This window comes from Pseudomonas sp. GW821-FHT11G12, from assembly GCF_058808055.1.
In genome coordinates this window covers 946363-965889 of the sequence record NZ_JBXARH010000001.1, presented here as the reverse complement: position 1 = coordinate 965889, position 19527 = coordinate 946363, and the positions used below count along the sequence as shown (strand labels likewise).

Sequence of the window (19527 nt, the reverse complement as noted above, 5' to 3'; positions counted from 1 at the left end):
TACAGACAGATCAGACGCTATCAGTAGGCCTTGCCAGTCTTGTAGAAGTTTTCGAAGCAGAAGTTGGTTGCCTCGATGTAACCCTCGGCACCACCGCAGTCGAAACGCTTGCCCTTGAACTTGTAGGCCATTACGCAGCCGTTCTGGGCTTGCTTCATCAGGGCGTCGGTGATCTGGATTTCACCACCCTTGCCTGGCTCGGTCTGTTCGATCAGGTCGAAGATGTCCGGGGTCAGGATGTAACGACCAATGATCGCCAGGTTGGACGGCGCATCTTCCGGCTTTGGCTTCTCGACCATGCTGTGTACGCGGTAGATGTCGTCGCGGATCATCTCGCCGGCAATGACGCCGTACTTGCTGGTTTCTGCCGGATCGACTTCCTGGATGGCGATGATCGAGCAGCGGAACTGCTTGTACAGCTTGACCATCTGGGTCAGTACGCCGTCGCCTTCGAGGTTGACGCACAGGTCGTCCGCCAGCACCACGGCAAACGGCTCATCGCCGATCAGCGGACGACCGGTCAGGATCGCATGACCCAAGCCTTTCATTTCAGTCTGACGGGTGTAGGAGAACGAGCACTCGTCCAACAGCTTGCGGATACCGACCAGGTATTTCTCTTTGTCGGTGCCCTTGATCTGGTTTTCCAGCTCATAGCTGATGTCGAAGTGGTCTTCCAGGGCACGCTTGCCACGGCCGGTCACGATGGAGATCTCAGTCAGACCAGCATCCAGAGCTTCTTCGACGCCGTACTGGATCAGTGGCTTGTTTACCACCGGCAGCATTTCTTTGGGCATGGCTTTAGTCGCTGGAAGGAAGCGAGTACCGTAACCGGCTGCTGGGAACAAGCATTTCTTGATCATATAAGTCCTTGAAAGGGCTGTGTGTACGAGTTTCGGCGCAGTCTAATCAGGCGGCGTGCACCTTACAATGCCCCGCACTGGCTAACCGATGTCAACATAGAGAAATATTCTGGCGGATAGTTCAATCCGCACGCAGAAGCTGCGCATTCAGCGTAGCCCAAAGATTCAGGAACACCGCATCGACCCGCGCCCGTTTGCCCGTTTCCCGTTATCATGACGCCTTTGAACCAGCCAACGAGGCCGCTAGATGTCCGCAGCAAAAATCATCAACGGGTACACCGTCGCCAAGGCAAAAGATGGCCAGTGGCATATCACCGCCGCCAACGGCGAAGATGTGTCCGGTCCATTGCCCACTGAAGCGATGGCGATTGAGGTAGCCGCGGTGCTTGATTACACGCCTCCTGCACCGAAGCGTCGCGGCAAGGATCAGGACTGATCAGCTGTAACGCATCCAGAGCCCTGCCATAGTGCGGGGCTTTTTTTGAACATGAAGATGTGGCCAATCGCTATAACCTTTTCATGCTGGCGCTGTCATAGCGTCTAGCCCTCTCCTTCCGAAGACGACATCGCCATGAACACCCGTACGCTGCACAGCATGCTGCCCCTGTTAGCACTTCTGGCCCTGGCCGGCTGCGCCAGCTCTCAACCCACTTATCTGGACAACGGCGAACAAGGGTTGAGTATCGATTGCTCCGGCGAGGCCAACTCCTGGGCAACCTGTTATGAAAAGGCTGACGCCTCCTGCGCCGGCACCGGCTATCGCATCGTCGGAACCGATGGCACACCGGCGTCCAAGGAAAGCGACAAAACGCTGGGTATCGATGTCGGCAACTACAAGAACCGTAGTGTCGTGGTGGTCTGCAAGTAAGTTCTACATGTGAATTTCGGCGAACTTGATCCCTAGCCCGCGAACGACCTCAATCAGGTCATCCAGACGGCCAAACGATTCGACTTCGTCGTTTTCATCCACCAGAAAATAACTGCGCCCGGCGCTCTTCTTGAAAAACACGATCCATTCACCCGAATTCGCCGGGTTCTGAATCACATGGGTGGCCGCGATCAGCCCCTCTTTATGGCGCTCGCGCACCTGTTCTCGCTTCATGCACATCTCCAGAAATGACAATGCCGCCCAGGCGTGACCTGGACGGCATCAATACCGATGACTGACAGTTTATCAGCCGGAAATGCACACCGTGGCGGCATTGCGCACATCCCTTGGACGTATCGGCACGTTGGACATGCGCTCGTGCAACTTGATGCTGCTGCCGCCGGAGCGGTCCTCAATGTCAAACACCGCTGCCGGGCCGGACGACAACTTCCCTGGCACGATCACCCGAACCCCGTCCTTGTGCGGCTCCATTTGCAGGGCCCCGCGGCTTTGCGCCAGCTTGTCGGCCAGACACTGTGCGTACTCGTGGGGTTTCTTGCCGGAAATGACGCTCATGGTCGGCAGTGTTTCATTGATTTCCGAAACACTTGCGCAACCACCCATCGCCAATGCCAACGGCACAAAGACCACACCCCACTTCATACAGAATCTCCTATAAAGACCCTCGGACAGCGTGAATGCCGTTTTTCTCCGAGGCTCATTGCATTTAACGCACATGAAATCGCGAATAACTGTTTTTAATTGTCAAAGCGGCGCCCGACGGCCGGATAATAACCTGTCCGGGCTGATAAACTGCGCCAATCGACCCTGCTATCGTTTTGATTTTGTAGAAAAAGCCCTTCTGGAGGCGCCCATGAAATTTATTCACCAGCGCGAGCACCTCAACGAAGACGACATCGTCGTCATCCAGTGCTCACAAACCTGCAACATCCGTCTGATGAACGACGCCAACTTCCGCAGCTTCAAGAACGGCGGCCGTCATACCTATCACGGCGGCGCGTTCGACACCTTTCCGGCCCGCATTACCGCGCCGAGCACCGGGTTCTGGAACATCACCATCGACACCGTCAACCGCCGTGCGATCAGCGTGACCCGCAAGCCGACCCTGACGCACTCGATCAAGATCATCCGTCGCTCCAGCTCGAAACTCAGCTGATCGGCTCCCTTAACGCAATCAGGTAAGCATGACCGTGGCCCAAACGACCAAATACGTCATCAAGTACAAACTGAACGGCGAACGCCGCTTCGAATTCGCCCAGCTGGAAAACGGCACGCCGGAAGAAGCCAAGGCTGCGCTGAATGCCCTGCACGGCCAAAGCGAAGACGTGATCAGCGACATCAGCGTCAGCAAGGCGTTGTAAGACGCGGGTGACAATTCGACCGCAAGCGCCGGAGTGTTCCGGCCTGGCGGGCTGCCTAGACTGATCACCTGGACGCAAGCCAAGGAATCAGTATGCCGATGTCACCCGACTCTCCCCTCGACGCGCTCGACTGGGTCGCACTGGAACAACAGCTGGATCAGGATGGTTGCGCCATCATCCGTTCGCTGTTGCGCCCGCAAACCTGTGATCGCCTGAGTGCGCTATACCCGCAAAACGAACCGTTCCGCTCACAGGTGATCATGGCCCGCCACGGTTTCGGTCGCGGCGAATACAAGTATCTGCGCTACCCGTTGCCTGCATTGGTGGAGCGCCTGCGCAATGCGCTTTATCCGCGCCTTGTTCCCCTGGCCAATCGCTGGCATGAACGAATGGGCTTGCCGCAACGCTTTCCACCCCTGCACAGCGAGTTTCTTGCACGCTGTCATGCCGCCGGTCAACTGCGGCCTACCCCGCTCTTGCTGCAATACGGCCCACAGGACTACAACTGTTTGCATCAGGACCTGTACGGCGAACATGTCTTCCCGCTGCAAGTCGCGATTCTTCTGTCAGAACCTGGCGAGGATTTCAGCGGCGGTGAGTTTGTCCTGACCGAACAACGCCCGAGAATGCAGTCTCGCCCACTGGTGATGGACCTGAAGAAAGGCGACGCGCTGATCTTTGCCGTCAACCAACGCCCGGTCAAAGGCGTGCGCGGCGACTATCGGGTCACCATGCGCCACGGTGTCAGCCGCCTGCACAGCGGAAAACGGCATACTCTGGGCATCATTTTTCACGACGCTACTTGACCATCATGCACACCCACTTCGATCTGTTCGCCGACACCGAATCCGAGCAGCCCCGACGCGCTGAGCAGATCGGCGAACAATCCTGGGTGCTGCGCGGCTTCGCCCTTCCCCGTATCGAACAATTATTGCCGGCTCTGAAATCGGTCATCGAACGCGCCCCGTTGCGGCACATGATGACGCCCGGCGGCTTCAGCATGTCAGTGGCCACCAGCAGTTGCGGAGCGCTTGGCTGGATCACCGACCGCAGCGGTTACCGTTACTCGGTCGATGACCCTCTCAGCCACCAGCCTTGGCCGGAGATGCCCGAAGTCTTTCGCGACCTGGCGCAGACAGCGGCGAAGCAAGTCGGATTTTCCGATTTCATACCGGACTCCTGCCTGATCAACCGCTATGTCCCCGGCGCGAAAATGTCTTTGCATCAGGACAAGGACGAACATTCCTACACCGCACCGATCGTTTCTCTGTCATTGGGTTTGCCCGCCATGTTCCTTTTCGGTGGTTTCGCCCGCAGCGACAGGAGCCAGCGCATTCCACTGCTGCACGGCGACATGGTGATCTGGGGTGGCGTTGATCGGCTGCGCTACCACGGCGTCCTGCCGATCAAGTACGGCCGGCATCCGCAGTTGGGCGAACAGCGTTTCAACCTGACGTTTCGCACCGCCGGATAACCGCGCAAAGTTTGACCGCAAGGGCCGGAGTGTTACGGTTGGCGGCACTGGTTAACCTGAAATTCAACAGGTCAACGGACTCTCCATCATGAAAACGCTTTCGACCCCGCTGAACATTGAAGACGATCCACGCTGGTCCGCCGTCGTCGCCCGCGACCCACGGGCGGACGGTCAATTTGTCTACGCAGTGAAAACCACTGGCATCTATTGCCGTCCTAGCAGCCTGGCGCGTTTGCCTAAGCCGCAGAATGTCGAATTCTTCGACACCGCCGAAGAGGCCGAAGCAGCGGGTTATCGCCCCAGCAAACGGGCGAGCAAGGATCAAAGCGACGTGGCCGCACAACATGCCGCAACGGTAGCCGCTGCGTGCCGACAGATCGAAACCGCGGAAACCCTGCCAGCGCTCAACGAACTGGCGGATGCCGCCGGCCTGAGCTCATTCCATTTCCATCGGGTATTCAAAGCCGCCACCGGCCTGACGCCCAAGGGTTACGCCGCGGCGCACCGCTCACGCAGAGTGCGGCAACGGTTGGCGGATGGCGACTCGGTGACCGACGCGTTGTACGACGCCGGCTTCAACTCCAACAGCCGTTTCTATGAAGCCGCTGACCAGTTGCTGGGCATGAAGCCCGGCGACTTCCGGGCCGCCGGGCAAAACAACGACATTCGTTTTGCGGTCGGCCAATGCTCGCTCGGCGCCATTCTGGTGGCACAGAGTGATCGAGGAATTTGCGCGATTCTGTTGGGGGACGATCCCCATCAACTGGTCTGCGACCTGCAGGATCAGTTTCGCCGGGCCAACCTGATCGGAGCCGACGCCGAGTTCGAACAACTGATCGCCCACGTCGTCGGCTTCATCGAAGCACCGGCCATCGGTCTCGATCTGCCACTGGATGTACGGGGCACCGCGTTTCAGGAACGGGTCTGGCAGGCGCTGCGCGAAATACCGGTTGGCAGCACCGCCAGTTATGCCGACATCGCCCAGCGCATCGGCTCGCCAAAAGCGGTTCGGGCCGTGGCTCAGGCCTGCGGTGCCAACAGCCTTGCGGTGGCGATCCCTTGCCATCGCGTGGTCCGCAGCGACGGCAACCTTTCGGGCTATCGCTGGGGCGTGGAGCGCAAGCGTGAGTTGTTGTCCCGGGAAACGCAGCCTTAGCGGATGCCGATGTAAATCGACACTGACTCGGGGCCGAAATAAGCCTCGAAGTCAGTGGCATAACGTCGCTGAATCTGCGGATTGGCTTCGAAGTGCTTCCAGATCCGGCCCCAAGTGGCAATGACCGCATCGGGCAATGCGCCATGTCCCTGGAACACCAGATACTCGCCGCTTTCGATCCGAATGGTTTCGAAATCCGTCTGCGGATTGACGACGGCAACACCCGCCGTCACATCGAATGCCCCCGAAGCATCCGATTCATAGGCCGAGTACACCCCGTAAATCGGCGACTCGGTCAGCTTGCCGGGAATGGCCTCCGCCAGGTTCTTGCCGAAGAATTGCCCCCACATCGGGCCGATTTTCGCGGTCTCGGCCTTGTGTTCTGCGGCGTTGGTGGTGCGAACGCGCAAGCCTGAAACCGTGAACGACTCAACGTGCTGTTGTTGTAGATCCATCGAAGTGCCACTCCCTTTTTTTGAAGTGCGGCCCGGCAGGTCCGCGATGGCGCTTAATGTGTCAGCGATTGACGTCCACGACAACCCGTCCGCGCAGCTGCCCGGCGAGCAACTTTGGGGCCGCTTCGATGGCTTCGCTGAGACCGATTTCGTGGCTGATCAGCGGCAACAGGGAAAAATCCAGATCCTTGGCCAGACGTTCCCACGCCTCGATTCGACGCGCTTTGGGCTGGGTCACGCTGTTGATTCCGGCCAGCGTCACACCACGCAAGATGAAAGGCGCCACCGACGCCGGGAAATCCATGCCCTGAGCCAGACCGCATGCCGCGACAGTACCTTCGGCGCGGGTGCTGGCGCAGGCGTTGGCCAATGTGTGGCTGCCGACCGAATCGATGACCGCTGCCCAACGTTCCTTCGCCAGTGGCTTGCCGGGCTCGGACAAGGTCGCACGATCAATGATTTCGCTGGCGCCCAATTGCTGCAGATATTCATGCTCCGACACCCGCCCGGTGGACGCCACCACGCGATAGCCAAGCTTGTGCAACAAGGCGATTGCAAAGCTGCCGACCCCACCATTGGCACCCGTGACCAATACTTCGCCCTGCTCCGGCGTCACGCCATTACGCTCCAGCGCCATGATGCACAGCATCGCCGTGTAGCCCGCCGTGCCAATGGCCATGGCTTGCGCGGCGGAAAACGCCTTGGGCAGTGGAATCAGCCAGTCGCCGTTAAGCCGCGCTTTCTGGGCCAGACCGCCCCAGTGATTTTCACCCACGCCCCAACCATTGAGCAGCACCTGATCGCCGACCTTATAGTCGGGATGCGAACTGACCTCGACCGTACCGGCCAGATCGATCCCCGGCACCATCGGAAATTTGCGCACCACCGGGCTGCTGCCGGTAATCGCCAGCCCGTCCTTGAAGTTGAGCGTGCTGTACGCGACTTGCACCGTCACATCGCCTTCAGGCAACTGCTGCTCGTCGATTTTCTGCAAGCTGGCGCGATAACCGCTGTCGTCTTTGTCGATCAGAATGCCGTTGAACATGATTGCCTCTCAGGAAATGAATTCAGGATCTCGTGGCATTCAAATAGCACACTGCAACATTTTGCCCCACTCGACCTTCCGCCAATCGCTGAAACCGCCGGATGATTCCGGATCGGCCGGCTATGCTCTTTCGACGGCTTCCACTTATCCCCGAGAAGCCCTTGTCGATGGAGCTGACAATGTCCCGCGCCCGCCCTTTTCTTGCCTGGCTGATGCTCTGTCTGTTGGCATTCAATACCGCTTGGGCGGCGCCTGCGGCCAAGACGGCAGACGCCACTGCCGTTGAGCCGACATGGCCGCAAGTCATCACCAGCGGCAAGTCAAAACTCACCGTGTATCAGCCGCAGCTCGACAGCTGGGACGGCTACACCTTGCAGGCCCGCGCCGCCGTAGAAGCAACCGATGCTGCCGGCAAGTCGACTTATGGCATCGTCCAGTTCAGCGCTCACACGCTGGTCGACAAGGCCACTCGCTGGGTCATGCTCGACCAATACAAAATCATCAAGGCTGATTTCCCTGCAGACGCCAGCCAGGCAGGGATGTGGATCACGACACTGCAAAACGATGCGGCCAAGCGCAAGAAAACCATTTCACTCGATCAATTGGAAGCTGCCGTTGGCGTACTGACCGCCGAACAGAAAGCCGACACCGCGCCCCTGGAAAACACGCCACCGACCATCCTCAGCTCGGACGTGCCGGCCTTGCTTGTCTATATCGACGGTGAGGCTGCGTATCGCCAGGTCGACGGCACCGGATTGCAACGGGTGATCAACACCCGCCCTCTGCTGCTCAAGGACGCCCAGGGCAAACATTATCTGCATGTGTTCGATGGCTGGATGGTTGCCGATCAATTGTCGGGGCCCTACGCCCTGCTCTCATCGCCTCCAGCGGATCTGGAGAAAGCCAAGAAAGCGGCGATCGAGAGCCGGCAGGTGGATCTGCTCACCGGGCAAAGCGATCCGAAGGACAAAGTACCGAGTCTGGCCAAACCGCCGCAGCCGAAGATCTTCGTGGCCACGACCCCGACCGAACTGATCGTCACCGACGGCGCGCCACAGTGGCAGCCGATCCAGGGAACGCAATTGCTGTATGTCAGCAACACCACCGGGCACATCTTCAAGGAAATCGGCGACCAGAACAGTTATGTGCTGATCTCCGGTCGCTGGTTCCGCGCCGGTGACATGAACGGCCCGTGGACATTTACCCCGGCGGACAAACTGCCAGCAGACTTCGCCAACATCCCCGACGACAGTCCGAAAGAAAACGTCAAAGCCTCGGTCGCGGGCACGTCTCAATCCAAGGAAGCAGCCATTGCCGCCACCATTCCGCAGACGTCGGCAATCAAGAAAAGCGCGGTAAAAATGACGGCGCCACAATTTGACGGTGAGCCTCAACTCAAAGCCATCAGCGGGACCCCGCTTCAATATGTGATCAACAGCGCCACGCCGATCATTCGGGTCGACAACGACAGTTGGTACGCCGTGGAGAACGGCATCTGGTTCATCGCCACGGCAGTGACCGGGCCATGGACCGTCGCCAGCTCAGTGCCAGCGGTGATTTATTCGATACCGCCGAACTCGCCGATGCACTACCTCACTTACGTCAAAGTCTATGAGTCCAGTGGTGACACGGTCGTCGTCGGCTATACCCCGGGCTACCAGGGATCGACGCTGGATCCGGCGACCGGTGTTGTGGTCTACGGCACCGGCTATCCGTACACGCCATGGGTTGGCAGCGTCTGGTACGGACCGCCGGTGACTTACGGCTTTGGCGTCGCCATTCGCTACACGCCGTGGACTGGCTGGACCTTCGGCTTCGGGTTCGGCTGGAGCTGGGGCGGCAGCACTGCCGCCATGGGTTGGGGATGGGGCGCCTATCCATGGTGGGGCAATTACGGATGGGGTTACGCGTGGGGGCCGCACCTGTATCCGGCGCCGCTGGCCTGGGGCGGCGCAGCCTACGGCTATCACGGCGGCGCCGTGGCCTGGGGCCCGGGCGGCTGGGCCGGTACTACCGGCAACATCTACCGGCAATGGGGTGATCGGGCGACCGTCAGCCGCTATGGCGCAGGCTACAACGCCTGGACCGGCAACCGCTGGGCTGGCCAGGTCGGTTCCTCCTACAACTCACGGACCGGGATTGCGACCGCCGGCCAGCGTGGGGCGGTACACAATGTCTACACCGGCAACTATGCAGCCGGCCGCAGCGGTGAAGTGGTCGGACCGAACGGAGGTGCAATCGCCGGGGGCCGGGTGACGGCAGGCAACGCTCGCAATGGCACTCAGGTAACGGCCAATCGTGGCGCCGTTTACAACCCGAACACCGGCAATACCACGCAATACGGCGGGATTCACGGACGCAACAGCGGCGCCGCGCGGGTTGGCGACAATGTTTACGCCGGGCATGACGGCAACGTCTACAAGAAAACCGATGATGGCTGGCAGTCGATGGTCAAGGGGGGCGCAACCCGCGCACCGGCCAACAACAATGCTCAGTTACAGAACCTCAATCGCGACTCCGCGGCGCGTAACGTTGGCAATCAGCGTCTGAACAACTTCCACAACTCTTCGCAGTTCATGAACCATTCATTCGGCGGAGGAGGCGGTGGTGGACTTCATCGACGCTGACCCGAATCCCGCGAGGCTACAAATCTCGGCTGGCCCTGCACCCGGTTTTGCTGGTAAAAAAACCGGCTTCAGCTTCCCTGCCCTGCTTTGTCCTTCGGAGTCTTTTCCATGAACCAATGGCCAGATACGCGCATTCTTGACCTGCTCGGTATCGAATTGCCGATCATCCAGGGCCCGATGGCCGGTGCCACCAACTCGTCGATGGTCATTGCCGTGTGCAACGCGGGCGGTTTGGGATCAATGCCGGCAGCGATGTTGAGCATCGAGCAATTGCGCGAAGAACTGAAGGCCATCCGCCAGGGCACTGACAAACCTTTCAACGTCAACTTCTTCTGCCACCAGCCACCGGCCGCCGATGAACAGCGGGCGCGGGACTGGAAGAATCTGCTGGAGCCCTACTACCGCGAACTGGGTGCCGACTTCGATGCGCCGACGCCGGTATCCAACCGAGCGCCGTTTGATGGGGCGGCTTGCGAAGTGCTGGAAGAGTTTCGCCCTGAGGTGGTGAGTTTCCACTTCGGCCTGCCGGAAAAGTCCCTGCTGAACCGGGTCAAGGCCACCGGTGCGAAAATCCTGTCTTCGGCAACCAACGTCGATGAAGCCATCTGGCTGGAACAGAACGGTTGCGATGCAATCATCGCCATGGGCTACGAAGCCGGAGGCCATCGGGGCATGTTCCTCAGCGATGACCTGAGCAGCCAGGTCGGAACCTTTGCCCTCGTTCCGCAAATCGTCGACGCGGTCAAAGTGCCGGTGATTGCTGCCGGTGCGATCGCCGATGCGCGAGGCGTTGCAGCGGCGTTCATGCTCGGAGCATCTGCTGCTCAGGTCGGAACGGCTTATCTGTTTACACCAGAGGCCAAAGTCAGTGCCTCTCATCACAAGGCGCTGCGCACGGCGAAAGACAGTGAGACCGCTATCACCAACCTGTTCACCGGACGTCCGGCACGGGGAATTCTGAATCGAGTGATGCGTGAAGTGGGGCCAATGTCGGACAAAGCGCCGGCGTTTCCCTTGGCCGGCGGTGCCCTGATGCCATTGCGCGCCAAGGATGAGGCTGACTTCAGCAATCTCTGGGCCGGTCAGGCGTTTACGTTGGGCAAGGAGTTGAGCAGTGCTGAATTGACTCGCCAACTCGCCGAAGGAGCGCTCGCGAAACTGGCTCGGTAAAAAAGCACGGCAGACTGAGGGATTTCATGCCCTCACCTGCCTGCCTGAAACCAGCACTTTCCGTTTAGAGGCATTTCGCTATATATTCAGCTATATAGCGATTCACCCCCTCGCATCGGCGCAGTCTACCCCTCCAACAATAACTGCCCACTGCACTTGCCAACAACGGAGCTGTTACATGACCATTCGTGCCTCACGTTTTGCCCCTGCCCTGCTCGCGGTATTCGCCATCGGCGCCGCTCAGGCTGACGAAGTGCAAGTCGCCGTCGCGGCCAACTTCACTGCACCGATCCAGGCGATCGCCGCCGATTTCGAAAAAGACACCGGGCACAAACTGGTCGCGGCCTATGGCGCCACCGGACAGTTCTACACCCAGATCAAGAACGGCGCGCCGTTCGAAGTGTTCCTCTCGGCTGACGACACCACCCCTGAGAAACTGGAAAAAGAAGGCGACACCGTCAAGGGCTCGCGCTTCACCTACGCCATCGGCACGCTGGCGCTATGGTCGGCCAAAGAAGGTTACGTCGACGCCAAAGGCGACGTTCTGAAGAAAAACGAATACCAACACCTTTCCATCGCCAACCCGAAAGCTGCGCCTTACGGCCTGGCTGCCACCCAGGTGCTGGAAAAGCTGAAATTGACTGATGCAAACAAAGCCAAAATCGTCGAAGGCCAGAACATCACTCAGGCTTATCAGTTCGTTTCCACCGGCAACGCTGAACTGGGCTTCGTTGCCCTCTCGCAGATCTACAAGGACGGCAAGGTCAGCAGCGGCTCGGCCTGGATCGTTCCGGCGAGCATGCACGACCCGATCAAACAGGACGCCGTCATCCTGAACAAAGGCAAAGACAACGCCGCCGCCAAGGCGCTGGTTGAATACCTCAAAGGCCCAAAAGCCGCTGCGGTGATCAAGTCCTACGGTTATCAGCTGTAAATGTCGCTGACGAGTGCCGATTTCGCGGCGATCTGGCTGACCCTGAAACTGGCGTCCCTGACCACCGCGATCCTGCTGGTCATCGGCACTCCGATTGCCCTGTGGCTGTCGCGCAGCCAATCCTGGTTGCGCGGCCCCATCGGGGCAATTGTCGCCCTGCCTCTGGTACTGCCGCCGACCGTCATCGGTTTTTATCTGTTGCTCGCGCTCGGGCCCAATGGCTTTCTTGGGCATTTCACCCAGTGGCTGGGGCTCGGCACACTGACGTTCAGTTTCACCGGACTGGTCATCGGCTCGGTGCTCTATTCCATGCCCTTTGTGGTGCAGCCGTTGCAAAACGCTTTTTCCGCCATCGGCACTCGCCCCCTGGAAGTGGCCGCCACCTTGCGCGCCAATCCATGGGACACTTTTTTCAGCGTCATCCTGCCGCTCGCACGTCCCGGTTTCATTACGGCGGCGATCCTGGGTTTCGCCCATACCGTCGGCGAATTCGGCGTTGTACTGATGATCGGCGGCAATATTCCCGACAAGACCCGGGTGGTCTCGGTACAAATCTACGACCACGTCGAAGCCATGGAATACTCACAAGCACATTGGCTCGCCGGTGCGATGCTGGTGTTTTCGTTTCTGGTGTTGCTGGCGCTCTATTCCAGCCGCAAGTCGCGCGCAGGCTGGAGTTGATCGATGATTGAAGCACGCTTGAAACTCGCTTACTCCGGCTTCGGCCTGGATGTTGACCTGCACCTGCCCGGTCGTGGCGTGACCGCATTGTTCGGACAATCAGGCTCAGGCAAGACCACCTGCCTGCGTTGCATTGCCGGACTGGAACGGGCTTCGCACGCCTTTGTGCAAATCAACGACGAAATCTGGCAGGACAGCGAGAAAGGCATTTTCGTCCCGCCGCACAAACGTGCGCTCGGCTATGTCTTTCAGGAAGCGAGCCTGTTTCCTCACCTCTCGGTACTGGCCAACCTGCAATTCGGCCTCAAACGGATTGCCAGGAATCAACGCCGGGTCGACATGGCACAGGCCACCGAACTGTTGGGAATCGGCCATTTACTGGAGCGTCATCCGCAGCATTTATCCGGTGGTGAACGTCAGCGCGTCGGCATCGCCCGGGCGCTCTTGACCAGTCCGAAACTGTTGCTGATGGACGAGCCGCTCGCGGCCCTCGACAGTCAGCGCAAAAGCGAAATCCTGCCTTACCTGCAACGGCTGCACGACGAACTCGATATCCCGGTTCTGTATGTCAGTCATGCCCAGGACGAAGTCGCGCGCCTGGCCGACCACCTGGTGCTGCTCGACAACGGCAAAGCGCTGGCCAGCGGTCCGATCGGCGAAACCCTCGCTCGCCTGGATCTGCCACTGGCAATGGGCGATGACGCCGGAGTGGTGATCGAGGGGCAGGTTATCTCCTACGATCACAACTACCAATTGCTCTGCCTGCAATTGCCCGACACGTTACTGAGCATTCGCGTGACCCACTCCCCCATGGAAGTCGGTCAGACGCTGCGCTGCAAAGTGCAGGCTCGCGATATCAGCCTGACCCTGCAAAACACTGAGCACAGCAGCATCCTCAATCGCCTGCCGGTCACGGTGGCCAGCGAAATGCCTGCCGACAATGCCGCTCATGTGCTGATCCGCCTTGATGCGGGCGGCACGCCTCTGCTGGCAAGAATCACCCGGTATTCGCGGGATCAGTTGGGCGTGCATGCGGGTCAACAATTGTGGGCGCAGATCAAGGCTGTCGCGGTTCTGGCTTGAATCGGTCGGCACGACTGCCATGGCATGCGGTCAATCGCTGTAACAGCCTGATTGCCGCCAAGGATTCCCGCCATGCCCGATACCGCGCTGACCGATGTGTTGCCTTCGGACCTGCATTACGTCGATGACACCCAGCCCGGGCTCACCCGCAAAAATCTGCGCGGCAAGTTCTGCTACTTCGACACAGCTGGTCAGCGCATCAGTGATCCTGACGAAATCAAACGCATCAACGCGCTGGCCGTGCCGCCGGCTTACACCGATGTCTGGATCTGCGCAGACCCTCGCGGCCACCTGCAAGCCACCGGTCGCGATGCTCGCGGGCGCAAACAGTACCGTTATCACCCGCGCTGGCGCGAGGTCCGTGATGCCGACAAATACTCGCGACTGCGCGAGTTCGGCATCGCGCTGCCGAAGTTGCGCAAACAACTGGAAACACTGTTGGCGGCGCCAGGGTTCAGTCGCGACAAAGTCATGGCCACGGTGATCACTTTGCTCGATGCCACGCTGATCCGCGTCGGCAATACCCAATACGCGCGGGACAACCGGTCGTACGGGCTGACCACCCTGCGCAGCCGGCATGTCGAGGTCAACGGCAGCGCGATCCTGTTCCAGTTTCGCGGCAAAAGCGGTGTCGAACATCAGATCACGGTAAAGGACCGACGCCTGGCGCGGATCATCAAGCGCTGCCTGGAAATCCCGGGGCAGAATCTGTTCCAGTATCTGGATGAACATGGCGAGCGGCACACCGTCAGCTCTTCAGACGTCAACACCTACCTGCAAACCCTGACCGGTGCGGACTTCACCGCCAAGGACTACCGGACCTGGGCCGGCAGCGCCCTCGCCCTGGCAGTGTTGCGGGAGTTGCAATGGGAGTCGGAAACCGAAGCCAGGCGGCATGTGGTGGAGATGGTCAAGGGTGTGGCGCGGCAACTGGGCAACACGCCGGCGGTGTGCCGTAAATGTTATATCCACCCGGCCGTGGTGGAGCATTTCATGCTGGGCGCGCTGGCCGAGCTGCCAAAACCTCGGGTGCGCAAGGGGCTGCGCGCCGAGGAAGTTGCACTGGCCATGTTCCTGGAACGGATGACCACCCTGACCTGAGCGTCTGCAACCGACGAACTGACCTGTCTATTTTTTGCACGATTTGTCAGGCCTTCTATAGTTGATCTGACACGAATCAACTGCGGTGACGCCATGGAAGACATTTTCGTCGTGAAGCGTTGCAACAAGATCATCATTCACGGTCGCCGCGCCGGAGAAAGTCTCCATGAACCTGCCGAAGCCACCGGTTGGTACCGCATCAGTGACACGCGTACCGGCGGCTTCATCGGGGATGGCTACGATCTGGAAGAGGACGCCCGGCGAGAATGCCTGCGGCTTAACGCCGCCAGCTCGCGGGTGACGGTCAGCGAGTCTTCGGGCTGATAGCTGTCATTTACGGGTCTATACTCAAACCAGCTGAAGGAGCAGCGCCCCAACGGCAGAGAGCTCGCGCTTCGCGGGCTTTTTGCTGCCACAGAGCGGTTTGTTGAACGGAGGTGTTCCATGTCCGAAAGAGAGTCCATCACCACTCTCCTCACCTTGCTCGATGCCCGGGAGGCACGCCTCGCCGCGGCCTGCAAAGAGATCGCCGACTGGGTCGATCATCAAGGCGGGCACCCGACCGCGCTGCGCATTCGCGATCGTTTGAACGACATCGAAAAGGATGCTCCGCTGATTCGCAGCACCCTGTCGTCGCTCAAACCTGTAGACCGGCCGCTGCCACGCTTCAGGTGATTCGCTGATTGGCGCAATGCTGCAAAAAAGAACGTCCTTGGTGGTGAGAGGTCAAACCCTCTACACGTCACCAAGGAGGCGTCTCATGGTCATTCACTTCAAAGTCGACGGGCATCTGGCCTGTGGTCACAAGGGCAACAACCTCAGTGCCAGCCCCGAGCTCAATCGCGTCAAATGCCGCAGCTGCCGCAACACAGATGCTTATAAAAACGCACGCAAAGACCAACGTAATGCTGCGCGCCGGCTCTCTCGCCATGCAAAAGCAACGCACCATGCATCCAGTTGGCGCTCGGAGTGGATCGAGCGACTGACCGCGATGGCTGGCCTTCAGCGCTTGCCGAGAGGATTTGCCGGGCAGGCGTTTGTCTGAGCACGAAAAAATGGGCCGGTTCAGTCGGCCCTTTTCAGTAAGTGACAACAAACTACCCCAGCAGTGAGAAACTAGAGAAGTCAGCGGGCTGAAGTGATTGCGCGGACTCAGTGAGATATGAGTCATATGGTCGCCGAGCGCGCGGAGCTGATATTTCATCCGGGCCTGGTACGGCAGTTCGGCATAAGTCCGCAACTGCTCGACTTCCCAGACCAAGCGCCCCCAAAAAAATCAGCCTTTGAAATCTTGGAAAAAGAAGAGGTCAAGGTCAGACTTACTCAGCTTTCGTGTCTTTATATACTTTCATCGCATATGCACCACCCGCCAGTGTTGCTCCCAAACCGACTAACGACCCACCTATCAGCTCGGCAATATTTAGTTCAACACTAATATCAACAGAATCTGCAAGCAACACTCTATAAATAGCAGAACACAAAAGCAGAAGAACAATAATAGCAGGCAATAAATACAAAAATGCCAAAAACCTATCCTCAGGAGTCAAACTCCACCAGCCTGCCCAATTTAATTTATATTTTCCGGAAGCCTTAGCAGTAGAATCCAAATCCAGCAGTTTTTTAAGACTTTCATCTATGCTATCAAGCCTACCCTCAACATTAGCCAACCTGTTCTCCTGCAATAATACTTTTTCTGAATCCCTTCGACACCCTTCAGCCACTTTCTCCTCGGCCACCCCGCCTTGAATGCGGACAACTTCCAACTTAAGCTTTTCTTTCAGGCAATCCACCACCAAAGAAAGCTCTTTATAGTTTTCATTGTATTTACTCTCCAGAAGGGTGTACCTGACATGGTCCCGCCCATCACGCTTAAGCAAGTCCACCTCAATCTTAAGGCGCGCCAACGACACTACTTTCTCATTTAGACTAACTTCTTCATCCATTTTCACACTCCAGTAATTGATCCAACTCAATGATTCTAGACCACGCCAGCGCCTCAACAGACATTTATAAGATAAATTCTTCTGCAAACGCCCACTGAAGTGCAGCCCTACCTTTCAAAATCAACCGCCGCATCGATAAAGACGAAGACATCTTAATAAATCATCCCCGATCTGCATTGTGCAACATTGTCTCCCCTGGGTAGACGTCCGCGCTCTGCCAATCCAGCCAAAACAAGCCATTCCAGACCAGCTAATCCGAACAACTGGATAAGGCCTTTAGCAAAATCAGTAATAACTCCTATAGCAACTATGTCCAGCACCGCTCTGCCGCCCAGTCTATAGATTCAATGCAAGTGTTATTTTTGCAAGCGAGATTTCTCAAGCCTGCCTGTCAACAGTTGCACATTTTTTGGGGGCTTTATCCTGGCCTTTAAATAATCTGACGCTGTGCCTCGAGAGTCGGGGAGTCAGAAAAGCGGTACAGACCTGTCCCAATCATCTTGATAAGGAAAGTCCTATGGCCCGTGCACCAAGATCCAAGTCGTCCATCCCGAAAAAAACACAGAACACGTCTAAACCGCTCTGCCAAAATCTACCCCGAACTGCGCGACAACTTTCCCCCTCCGTGACTGTAGACCCGCGCAGGAAAGCTGCCATTCTGGCGACATTCACCAAATGGGCTAACGGAACGGTTCTTCACTATTGTTTTTTTAACAAAGGATCTCGCTATGCGGTTCCGAAAGCTCAGGCGGATGCGATACGTGATGCATTCAAGACTTGGAAAGCGGTCGGCATAGGTCTTGAGTTCATGGAGGTTGGTCAACTGAGTGAAGCCGAAGTCCGAATTGGCTATTCGACCGCCGACGGGGTTTCTGCCTCTGCAGTCGGTCGCGACCTCCTGAATGTGCCGCTCACCGAGCCAACAACTGTGTATGGATGGGACCTCACAACACCCTACGGACGTGGAACCGCACTTCATGAGCTCGGGCATGTGCTCGGCATGGAACATGAACATCAAAACCCTTTTGCGGGAATCAAATGGCATGAGCAGGCGGTTTATGACTCATTAGGAGGCCCTCCAAACAATTGGGACCGTGCAACTACGTATCACAACATATTGGAAAAATTGACGCCGCAGCAAGTCAATGGTTCAACGTGGGACCCTGACTCAATCATGGAGTACGAGTTCGATTCAGGTCTAATCGACGAACCGCAACAATACGACATCAGCGGGCTTACTCCTCCGGGCGTGCTTTCGAATGGAGATAAGGAGTGGACTCGCAAGTGGTACCCACCATTGACGGGAAAACTGAAACAACTTGCCCATGCAGAGCCAGTAACCGTTGCGCTCGCCGCCGGAAAACAGATTGACTACACCATCGAACCTACAGAATCCAGAAGTTACCGTATCGAAACGAAGGGCGCCTCCGATTCGCTGCTTGTTTTGTTCGAAGAAATTAAAGGAGACCCACGATACTTAGCGGGAGACGATGATAGCGGCGAGGATCGAAACTCAACGATCACCTACAAACTCTTCAAAGGGCGAAAATACATTGTTAGAGTTCGCCTGTATTACCCTGGACTATCGGGAAAATTGACGCTGATGTATCTTTAAAGATATTCCATCGGGCCAAAAGTACCGTCCTTGATGCTTACAACGAACGGCGAACCAGATGCGGATAAGTGCAATAGATTCGCAGTCAAGCAGAGATCGAGGATGGTACTCATGATGCCGACTCTCCAAAACCATAGAAACTGTTGCGATTGCGGACATAACTGTCGAAGTGCGCTCTGGACTCTAGCCAGTAAGCCCTCATCGGCTCCAAGTTCCCACTTAAAGAAGCGACAGCCGCGGATACCGCCGCCGCGCCCTGCTGAAGCGCTGTCGTGATGCCACTTGAGGAAAGCGGGTCCACCGTCTGCAACGCATCACCGCAAGCTAACCAGTATGTCCCACCGGGGACGTCCAGCAGGGATGTGGACGCATTGGCCGCGCTTACGCCCGAGGCAAGCCACATGTCCTCATCTGACATCAGCGAGCGGATCTGGTAAGGAACTCGCTCCATGATTTTAGCCTCGGTCACCCGACCTGCAAGGCGGCCGTTGGTGTAGAAACACACATGTGCCTGGCCGGGTGAATCCGAGACAGCGAATACCCAACCATCCGCGACTGAAAACGTATGGACAACTCCCTCGGGCAAGCCATGAACCGGCCCCCTCACGCCGTAGGCGACAAGGTGGTCGAACGTCCGACGGCCGACACCTAATTTGCGCGCAAGCACTGCTGCTCGACCCGATGCATCGATCGCGAAACTGGCGTCAAGCACGAGCTCTTGCACTGGTCCGGTGAACTGAAGTTGCAGCCCCTGTCTCGTCGGGAGTACGCGATACAGTTCGTCGGCCTCGACGAAGGTAACCCCCTCTTCCGTCGCGCAAGCCCGCAACGCCCGCAACAGCTGCACCCTGCCCAGCATTATGTTTTTCGGAATACCGGGAGGGGGCGCACGACTCAGCATGGGAGACTCACCCCAGCGTGAGATGTACTCGCGAACTGGCGGTAGCTGGAGCTGACGGGCGTCGAGGCCGCAGTCGTGCAGTGCCCGCACGCCCTCCAGACTCAGGCACTCTGGCGCATCAAAGGCTCGTTCCCGGCCGGCTACAACAGTCACTGCAACGCCCAAATGGCGTGCCCGCAGTGCAGCCGAGAGTCCCGCAAAACCCGCCCCGACAATCAGTAGCATAGGACCA

The 19527-nt window shown here is 58.0% G+C and carries 24 protein-coding genes; 17 read left to right on the top strand and 7 right to left on the bottom strand.

Annotated features, from left to right (window positions below; all coding sequences use genetic code 11):
- Window positions 1-20 precede the first annotated feature (20 nt).
- Window positions 21-860 (bottom strand): UTP--glucose-1-phosphate uridylyltransferase GalU, encoded by an 840-nt coding sequence (gene galU / locus AC1RR7_RS04375; protein WP_085710029.1) that lies wholly within the window; start codon window positions 858-860, stop codon window positions 21-23.
- A 247-nt stretch (window positions 861-1107) separates the two neighbouring features.
- Here galU and AC1RR7_RS04370 point away from each other — a divergent pair, with 247 nt between their 5' ends.
- Together AC1RR7_RS04370 and AC1RR7_RS04365 are read left to right on the top strand one after the other, a co-directional pair.
- A complete protein-coding gene (locus tag AC1RR7_RS04370; protein WP_096821531.1) occupies window positions 1108-1296 on the top strand; it encodes a hypothetical protein in 189 nt (62 codons plus the stop codon).
- A gap of 150 nt (window positions 1297-1446) precedes the next feature.
- On the top strand, window positions 1447-1728 hold the full coding sequence (locus tag AC1RR7_RS04365; RefSeq protein WP_173861313.1) for a hypothetical protein: 282 nt from the start codon (window positions 1447-1449) through the stop codon (window positions 1726-1728).
- Between the two features lie 3 nt (window positions 1729-1731).
- On the opposite strand, the gene AC1RR7_RS04360 is transcribed toward AC1RR7_RS04365, so the two are convergent.
- Both AC1RR7_RS04360 and AC1RR7_RS04355 read right to left on the bottom strand, forming a co-directional pair.
- A complete protein-coding gene (locus AC1RR7_RS04360) occupies window positions 1732-1962 on the bottom strand; it encodes a hypothetical protein (protein WP_096821535.1) in 231 nt (76 codons plus the stop codon).
- 72 nt (window positions 1963-2034) lie between these two features.
- Complete coding sequence (locus AC1RR7_RS04355; RefSeq protein WP_096821537.1) at window positions 2035-2391, bottom strand: hypothetical protein; 357 nt, start codon at window positions 2389-2391, stop codon at window positions 2035-2037.
- A 211-nt stretch (window positions 2392-2602) separates the two neighbouring features.
- On the opposite strand from AC1RR7_RS04355, the gene AC1RR7_RS04350 reads away from it, so the two are divergent.
- The 5 genes from AC1RR7_RS04350 (at window position 2603) to ada (ending at window position 5740) form a co-directional block, all read left to right on the top strand.
- Window positions 2603-2905, top strand: a complete 303-nt coding sequence (locus AC1RR7_RS04350; protein WP_007958929.1) for a DUF1883 domain-containing protein — start codon at window positions 2603-2605, stop codon at window positions 2903-2905.
- Window positions 2906-2933: 28 nt separating this feature from the next.
- On the top strand, window positions 2934-3110 hold the full coding sequence (locus tag AC1RR7_RS04345) for a hypothetical protein (RefSeq protein ID WP_493156276.1): 177 nt from the start codon (window positions 2934-2936) through the stop codon (window positions 3108-3110).
- 92 nt (window positions 3111-3202) lie between these two features.
- On the top strand, window positions 3203-3916 hold the full coding sequence (locus AC1RR7_RS04340) for a 2OG-Fe(II) oxygenase (RefSeq protein WP_493156274.1): 714 nt from the start codon (window positions 3203-3205) through the stop codon (window positions 3914-3916).
- Window positions 3917-3921: 5 nt separating this feature from the next.
- Window positions 3922-4584: a DNA oxidative demethylase AlkB gene (alkB, locus tag AC1RR7_RS04335; RefSeq protein ID WP_102622238.1), complete on the top strand. Its 663-nt coding sequence runs from the start codon at window positions 3922-3924 to the stop codon at window positions 4582-4584.
- Window positions 4585-4672: 88 nt separating this feature from the next.
- Entirely contained in the window at window positions 4673-5740 is a 1068-nt protein-coding gene (gene ada, locus AC1RR7_RS04330) for a bifunctional DNA-binding transcriptional regulator/O6-methylguanine-DNA methyltransferase Ada (RefSeq protein ID WP_096821541.1), read from the top strand.
- Here the strand turns inward: ada and AC1RR7_RS04325 are convergent.
- Together AC1RR7_RS04325 and acuI are read right to left on the bottom strand one after the other, a co-directional pair.
- Window positions 5737-6195, bottom strand: coding sequence for a GyrI-like domain-containing protein (locus AC1RR7_RS04325; protein WP_102622239.1), 459 nt, complete (start codon window positions 6193-6195; stop codon window positions 5737-5739). The two genes, ada and AC1RR7_RS04325, sit on opposite strands and share 4 nt — an antisense overlap.
- 61 nt (window positions 6196-6256) lie before the next feature.
- Window positions 6257-7240: an acrylyl-CoA reductase (NADPH) gene (gene acuI / locus AC1RR7_RS04320; RefSeq protein ID WP_493156272.1), complete on the bottom strand. Its 984-nt coding sequence runs from the start codon at window positions 7238-7240 to the stop codon at window positions 6257-6259.
- 179 nt (window positions 7241-7419) lie between these two features.
- On the opposite strand from acuI, the gene AC1RR7_RS04315 reads away from it, so the two are divergent.
- From AC1RR7_RS04315 to AC1RR7_RS04275, 9 genes are all read left to right on the top strand, one after another.
- The gene (locus AC1RR7_RS04315) at window positions 7420-9867 is read left to right on the top strand and encodes an autotransporter (protein ID WP_493156270.1); all 2448 of its coding nucleotides are present in this window, start codon (window positions 7420-7422) and stop codon (window positions 9865-9867) included.
- A 108-nt stretch (window positions 9868-9975) separates the two neighbouring features.
- A complete protein-coding gene (locus AC1RR7_RS04310) occupies window positions 9976-11037 on the top strand; it encodes an NAD(P)H-dependent flavin oxidoreductase (protein ID WP_096821547.1) in 1062 nt (353 codons plus the stop codon).
- Window positions 11038-11215: 178 nt separating this feature from the next.
- Window positions 11216-11971 (top strand): molybdate ABC transporter substrate-binding protein, encoded by a 756-nt coding sequence (gene modA, locus AC1RR7_RS04305; RefSeq protein WP_273537059.1) that lies wholly within the window; start codon window positions 11216-11218, stop codon window positions 11969-11971.
- Complete coding sequence (gene modB / locus AC1RR7_RS04300) at window positions 11972-12652, top strand: molybdate ABC transporter permease subunit (RefSeq protein ID WP_096821551.1); 681 nt, start codon at window positions 11972-11974, stop codon at window positions 12650-12652.
- Window positions 12653-12655: 3 nt separating this feature from the next.
- Complete coding sequence (gene modC, locus AC1RR7_RS04295) at window positions 12656-13735, top strand: molybdenum ABC transporter ATP-binding protein (protein ID WP_493064905.1); 1080 nt, start codon at window positions 12656-12658, stop codon at window positions 13733-13735.
- Between the two features lie 72 nt (window positions 13736-13807).
- Entirely contained in the window at window positions 13808-14836 is a 1029-nt protein-coding gene (locus tag AC1RR7_RS04290; protein WP_273537064.1) for a DNA topoisomerase IB, read from the top strand.
- Between the two features lie 93 nt (window positions 14837-14929).
- The gene (locus tag AC1RR7_RS04285) at window positions 14930-15160 is read left to right on the top strand and encodes a hypothetical protein (protein WP_096821557.1); all 231 of its coding nucleotides are present in this window, start codon (window positions 14930-14932) and stop codon (window positions 15158-15160) included.
- 120 nt (window positions 15161-15280) lie between these two features.
- Window positions 15281-15511, top strand: coding sequence for a hypothetical protein (locus AC1RR7_RS04280; RefSeq protein ID WP_085730787.1), 231 nt, complete (start codon window positions 15281-15283; stop codon window positions 15509-15511).
- Between the two features lie 85 nt (window positions 15512-15596).
- Window positions 15597-15881, top strand: a complete 285-nt coding sequence (locus AC1RR7_RS04275) for a hypothetical protein (protein WP_102622246.1) — start codon at window positions 15597-15599, stop codon at window positions 15879-15881.
- Between the two features lie 274 nt (window positions 15882-16155).
- On the opposite strand, the gene AC1RR7_RS04270 is transcribed toward AC1RR7_RS04275, so the two are convergent.
- Window positions 16156-16779, bottom strand: a complete 624-nt coding sequence (locus AC1RR7_RS04270; protein ID WP_273537067.1) for a hypothetical protein — start codon at window positions 16777-16779, stop codon at window positions 16156-16158.
- A 517-nt stretch (window positions 16780-17296) separates the two neighbouring features.
- Between AC1RR7_RS04270 and AC1RR7_RS04265 the strand changes: the two genes are divergently transcribed.
- Window positions 17297-18394: a zinc metalloprotease gene (locus AC1RR7_RS04265; RefSeq protein ID WP_273537069.1), complete on the top strand. Its 1098-nt coding sequence runs from the start codon at window positions 17297-17299 to the stop codon at window positions 18392-18394.
- Between the two features lie 109 nt (window positions 18395-18503).
- Here AC1RR7_RS04265 and AC1RR7_RS04260 read toward each other — a convergent pair whose 3' ends face one another.
- Window positions 18504-19520, bottom strand: a complete 1017-nt coding sequence (locus tag AC1RR7_RS04260; protein WP_102622248.1) for an NAD(P)/FAD-dependent oxidoreductase — start codon at window positions 19518-19520, stop codon at window positions 18504-18506.
- Between the last annotated feature and the right edge of the window lie 7 nt (window positions 19521-19527).

What these genes read in the sequence shown, in the direction of transcription:
- AC1RR7_RS04290 (WP_273537064.1), top strand. Translation starts at nt 13,808, where the DNA reads ATGCCCGATACCGCGCTGACCGATGTGTTGCCTTCGGACCTGCATTAC.
- AC1RR7_RS04350 (WP_007958929.1), top strand. Translation starts at nt 2,603, where the DNA reads ATGAAATTTATTCACCAGCGCGAGCACCTCAACGAAGACGACATCGTC.
- alkB (WP_102622238.1), top strand. Translation starts at nt 3,922, where the DNA reads ATGCACACCCACTTCGATCTGTTCGCCGACACCGAATCCGAGCAGCCC.
- galU (WP_085710029.1), bottom strand. Translation starts at nt 860, where the DNA reads ATGATCAAGAAATGCTTGTTCCCAGCAGCCGGTTACGGTACTCGCTTC.
- AC1RR7_RS04265 (WP_273537069.1), top strand. Translation starts at nt 17,297, where the DNA reads ATGGCCCGTGCACCAAGATCCAAGTCGTCCATCCCGAAAAAAACACAG.
- AC1RR7_RS04360 (WP_096821535.1), bottom strand. Translation starts at nt 1,962, where the DNA reads ATGAAGCGAGAACAGGTGCGCGAGCGCCATAAAGAGGGGCTGATCGCG.
- modA (WP_273537059.1), top strand. Translation starts at nt 11,216, where the DNA reads ATGACCATTCGTGCCTCACGTTTTGCCCCTGCCCTGCTCGCGGTATTC.
- AC1RR7_RS04260 (WP_102622248.1), bottom strand. Translation starts at nt 19,520, where the DNA reads ATGCTACTGATTGTCGGGGCGGGTTTTGCGGGACTCTCGGCTGCACTG.
- AC1RR7_RS04310 (WP_096821547.1), top strand. Translation starts at nt 9,976, where the DNA reads ATGAACCAATGGCCAGATACGCGCATTCTTGACCTGCTCGGTATCGAA.
- AC1RR7_RS04370 (WP_096821531.1), top strand. Translation starts at nt 1,108, where the DNA reads ATGTCCGCAGCAAAAATCATCAACGGGTACACCGTCGCCAAGGCAAAA.
- AC1RR7_RS04340 (WP_493156274.1), top strand. Translation starts at nt 3,203, where the DNA reads ATGCCGATGTCACCCGACTCTCCCCTCGACGCGCTCGACTGGGTCGCA.
- AC1RR7_RS04275 (WP_102622246.1), top strand. Translation starts at nt 15,597, where the DNA reads ATGGTCATTCACTTCAAAGTCGACGGGCATCTGGCCTGTGGTCACAAG.
- AC1RR7_RS04325 (WP_102622239.1), bottom strand. Translation starts at nt 6,195, where the DNA reads ATGGATCTACAACAACAGCACGTTGAGTCGTTCACGGTTTCAGGCTTG.
- AC1RR7_RS04280 (WP_085730787.1), top strand. Translation starts at nt 15,281, where the DNA reads ATGTCCGAAAGAGAGTCCATCACCACTCTCCTCACCTTGCTCGATGCC.
- modC (WP_493064905.1), top strand. Translation starts at nt 12,656, where the DNA reads ATGATTGAAGCACGCTTGAAACTCGCTTACTCCGGCTTCGGCCTGGAT.
- AC1RR7_RS04345 (WP_493156276.1), top strand. Translation starts at nt 2,934, where the DNA reads ATGACCGTGGCCCAAACGACCAAATACGTCATCAAGTACAAACTGAAC.
- AC1RR7_RS04270 (WP_273537067.1), bottom strand. Translation starts at nt 16,779, where the DNA reads ATGGATGAAGAAGTTAGTCTAAATGAGAAAGTAGTGTCGTTGGCGCGC.
- acuI (WP_493156272.1), bottom strand. Translation starts at nt 7,240, where the DNA reads ATGTTCAACGGCATTCTGATCGACAAAGACGACAGCGGTTATCGCGCC.
- AC1RR7_RS04285 (WP_096821557.1), top strand. Translation starts at nt 14,930, where the DNA reads ATGGAAGACATTTTCGTCGTGAAGCGTTGCAACAAGATCATCATTCAC.
- modB (WP_096821551.1), top strand. Translation starts at nt 11,972, where the DNA reads ATGTCGCTGACGAGTGCCGATTTCGCGGCGATCTGGCTGACCCTGAAA.
- AC1RR7_RS04355 (WP_096821537.1), bottom strand. Translation starts at nt 2,391, where the DNA reads ATGAAGTGGGGTGTGGTCTTTGTGCCGTTGGCATTGGCGATGGGTGGT.
- AC1RR7_RS04315 (WP_493156270.1), top strand. Translation starts at nt 7,420, where the DNA reads ATGTCCCGCGCCCGCCCTTTTCTTGCCTGGCTGATGCTCTGTCTGTTG.
- ada (WP_096821541.1), top strand. Translation starts at nt 4,673, where the DNA reads ATGAAAACGCTTTCGACCCCGCTGAACATTGAAGACGATCCACGCTGG.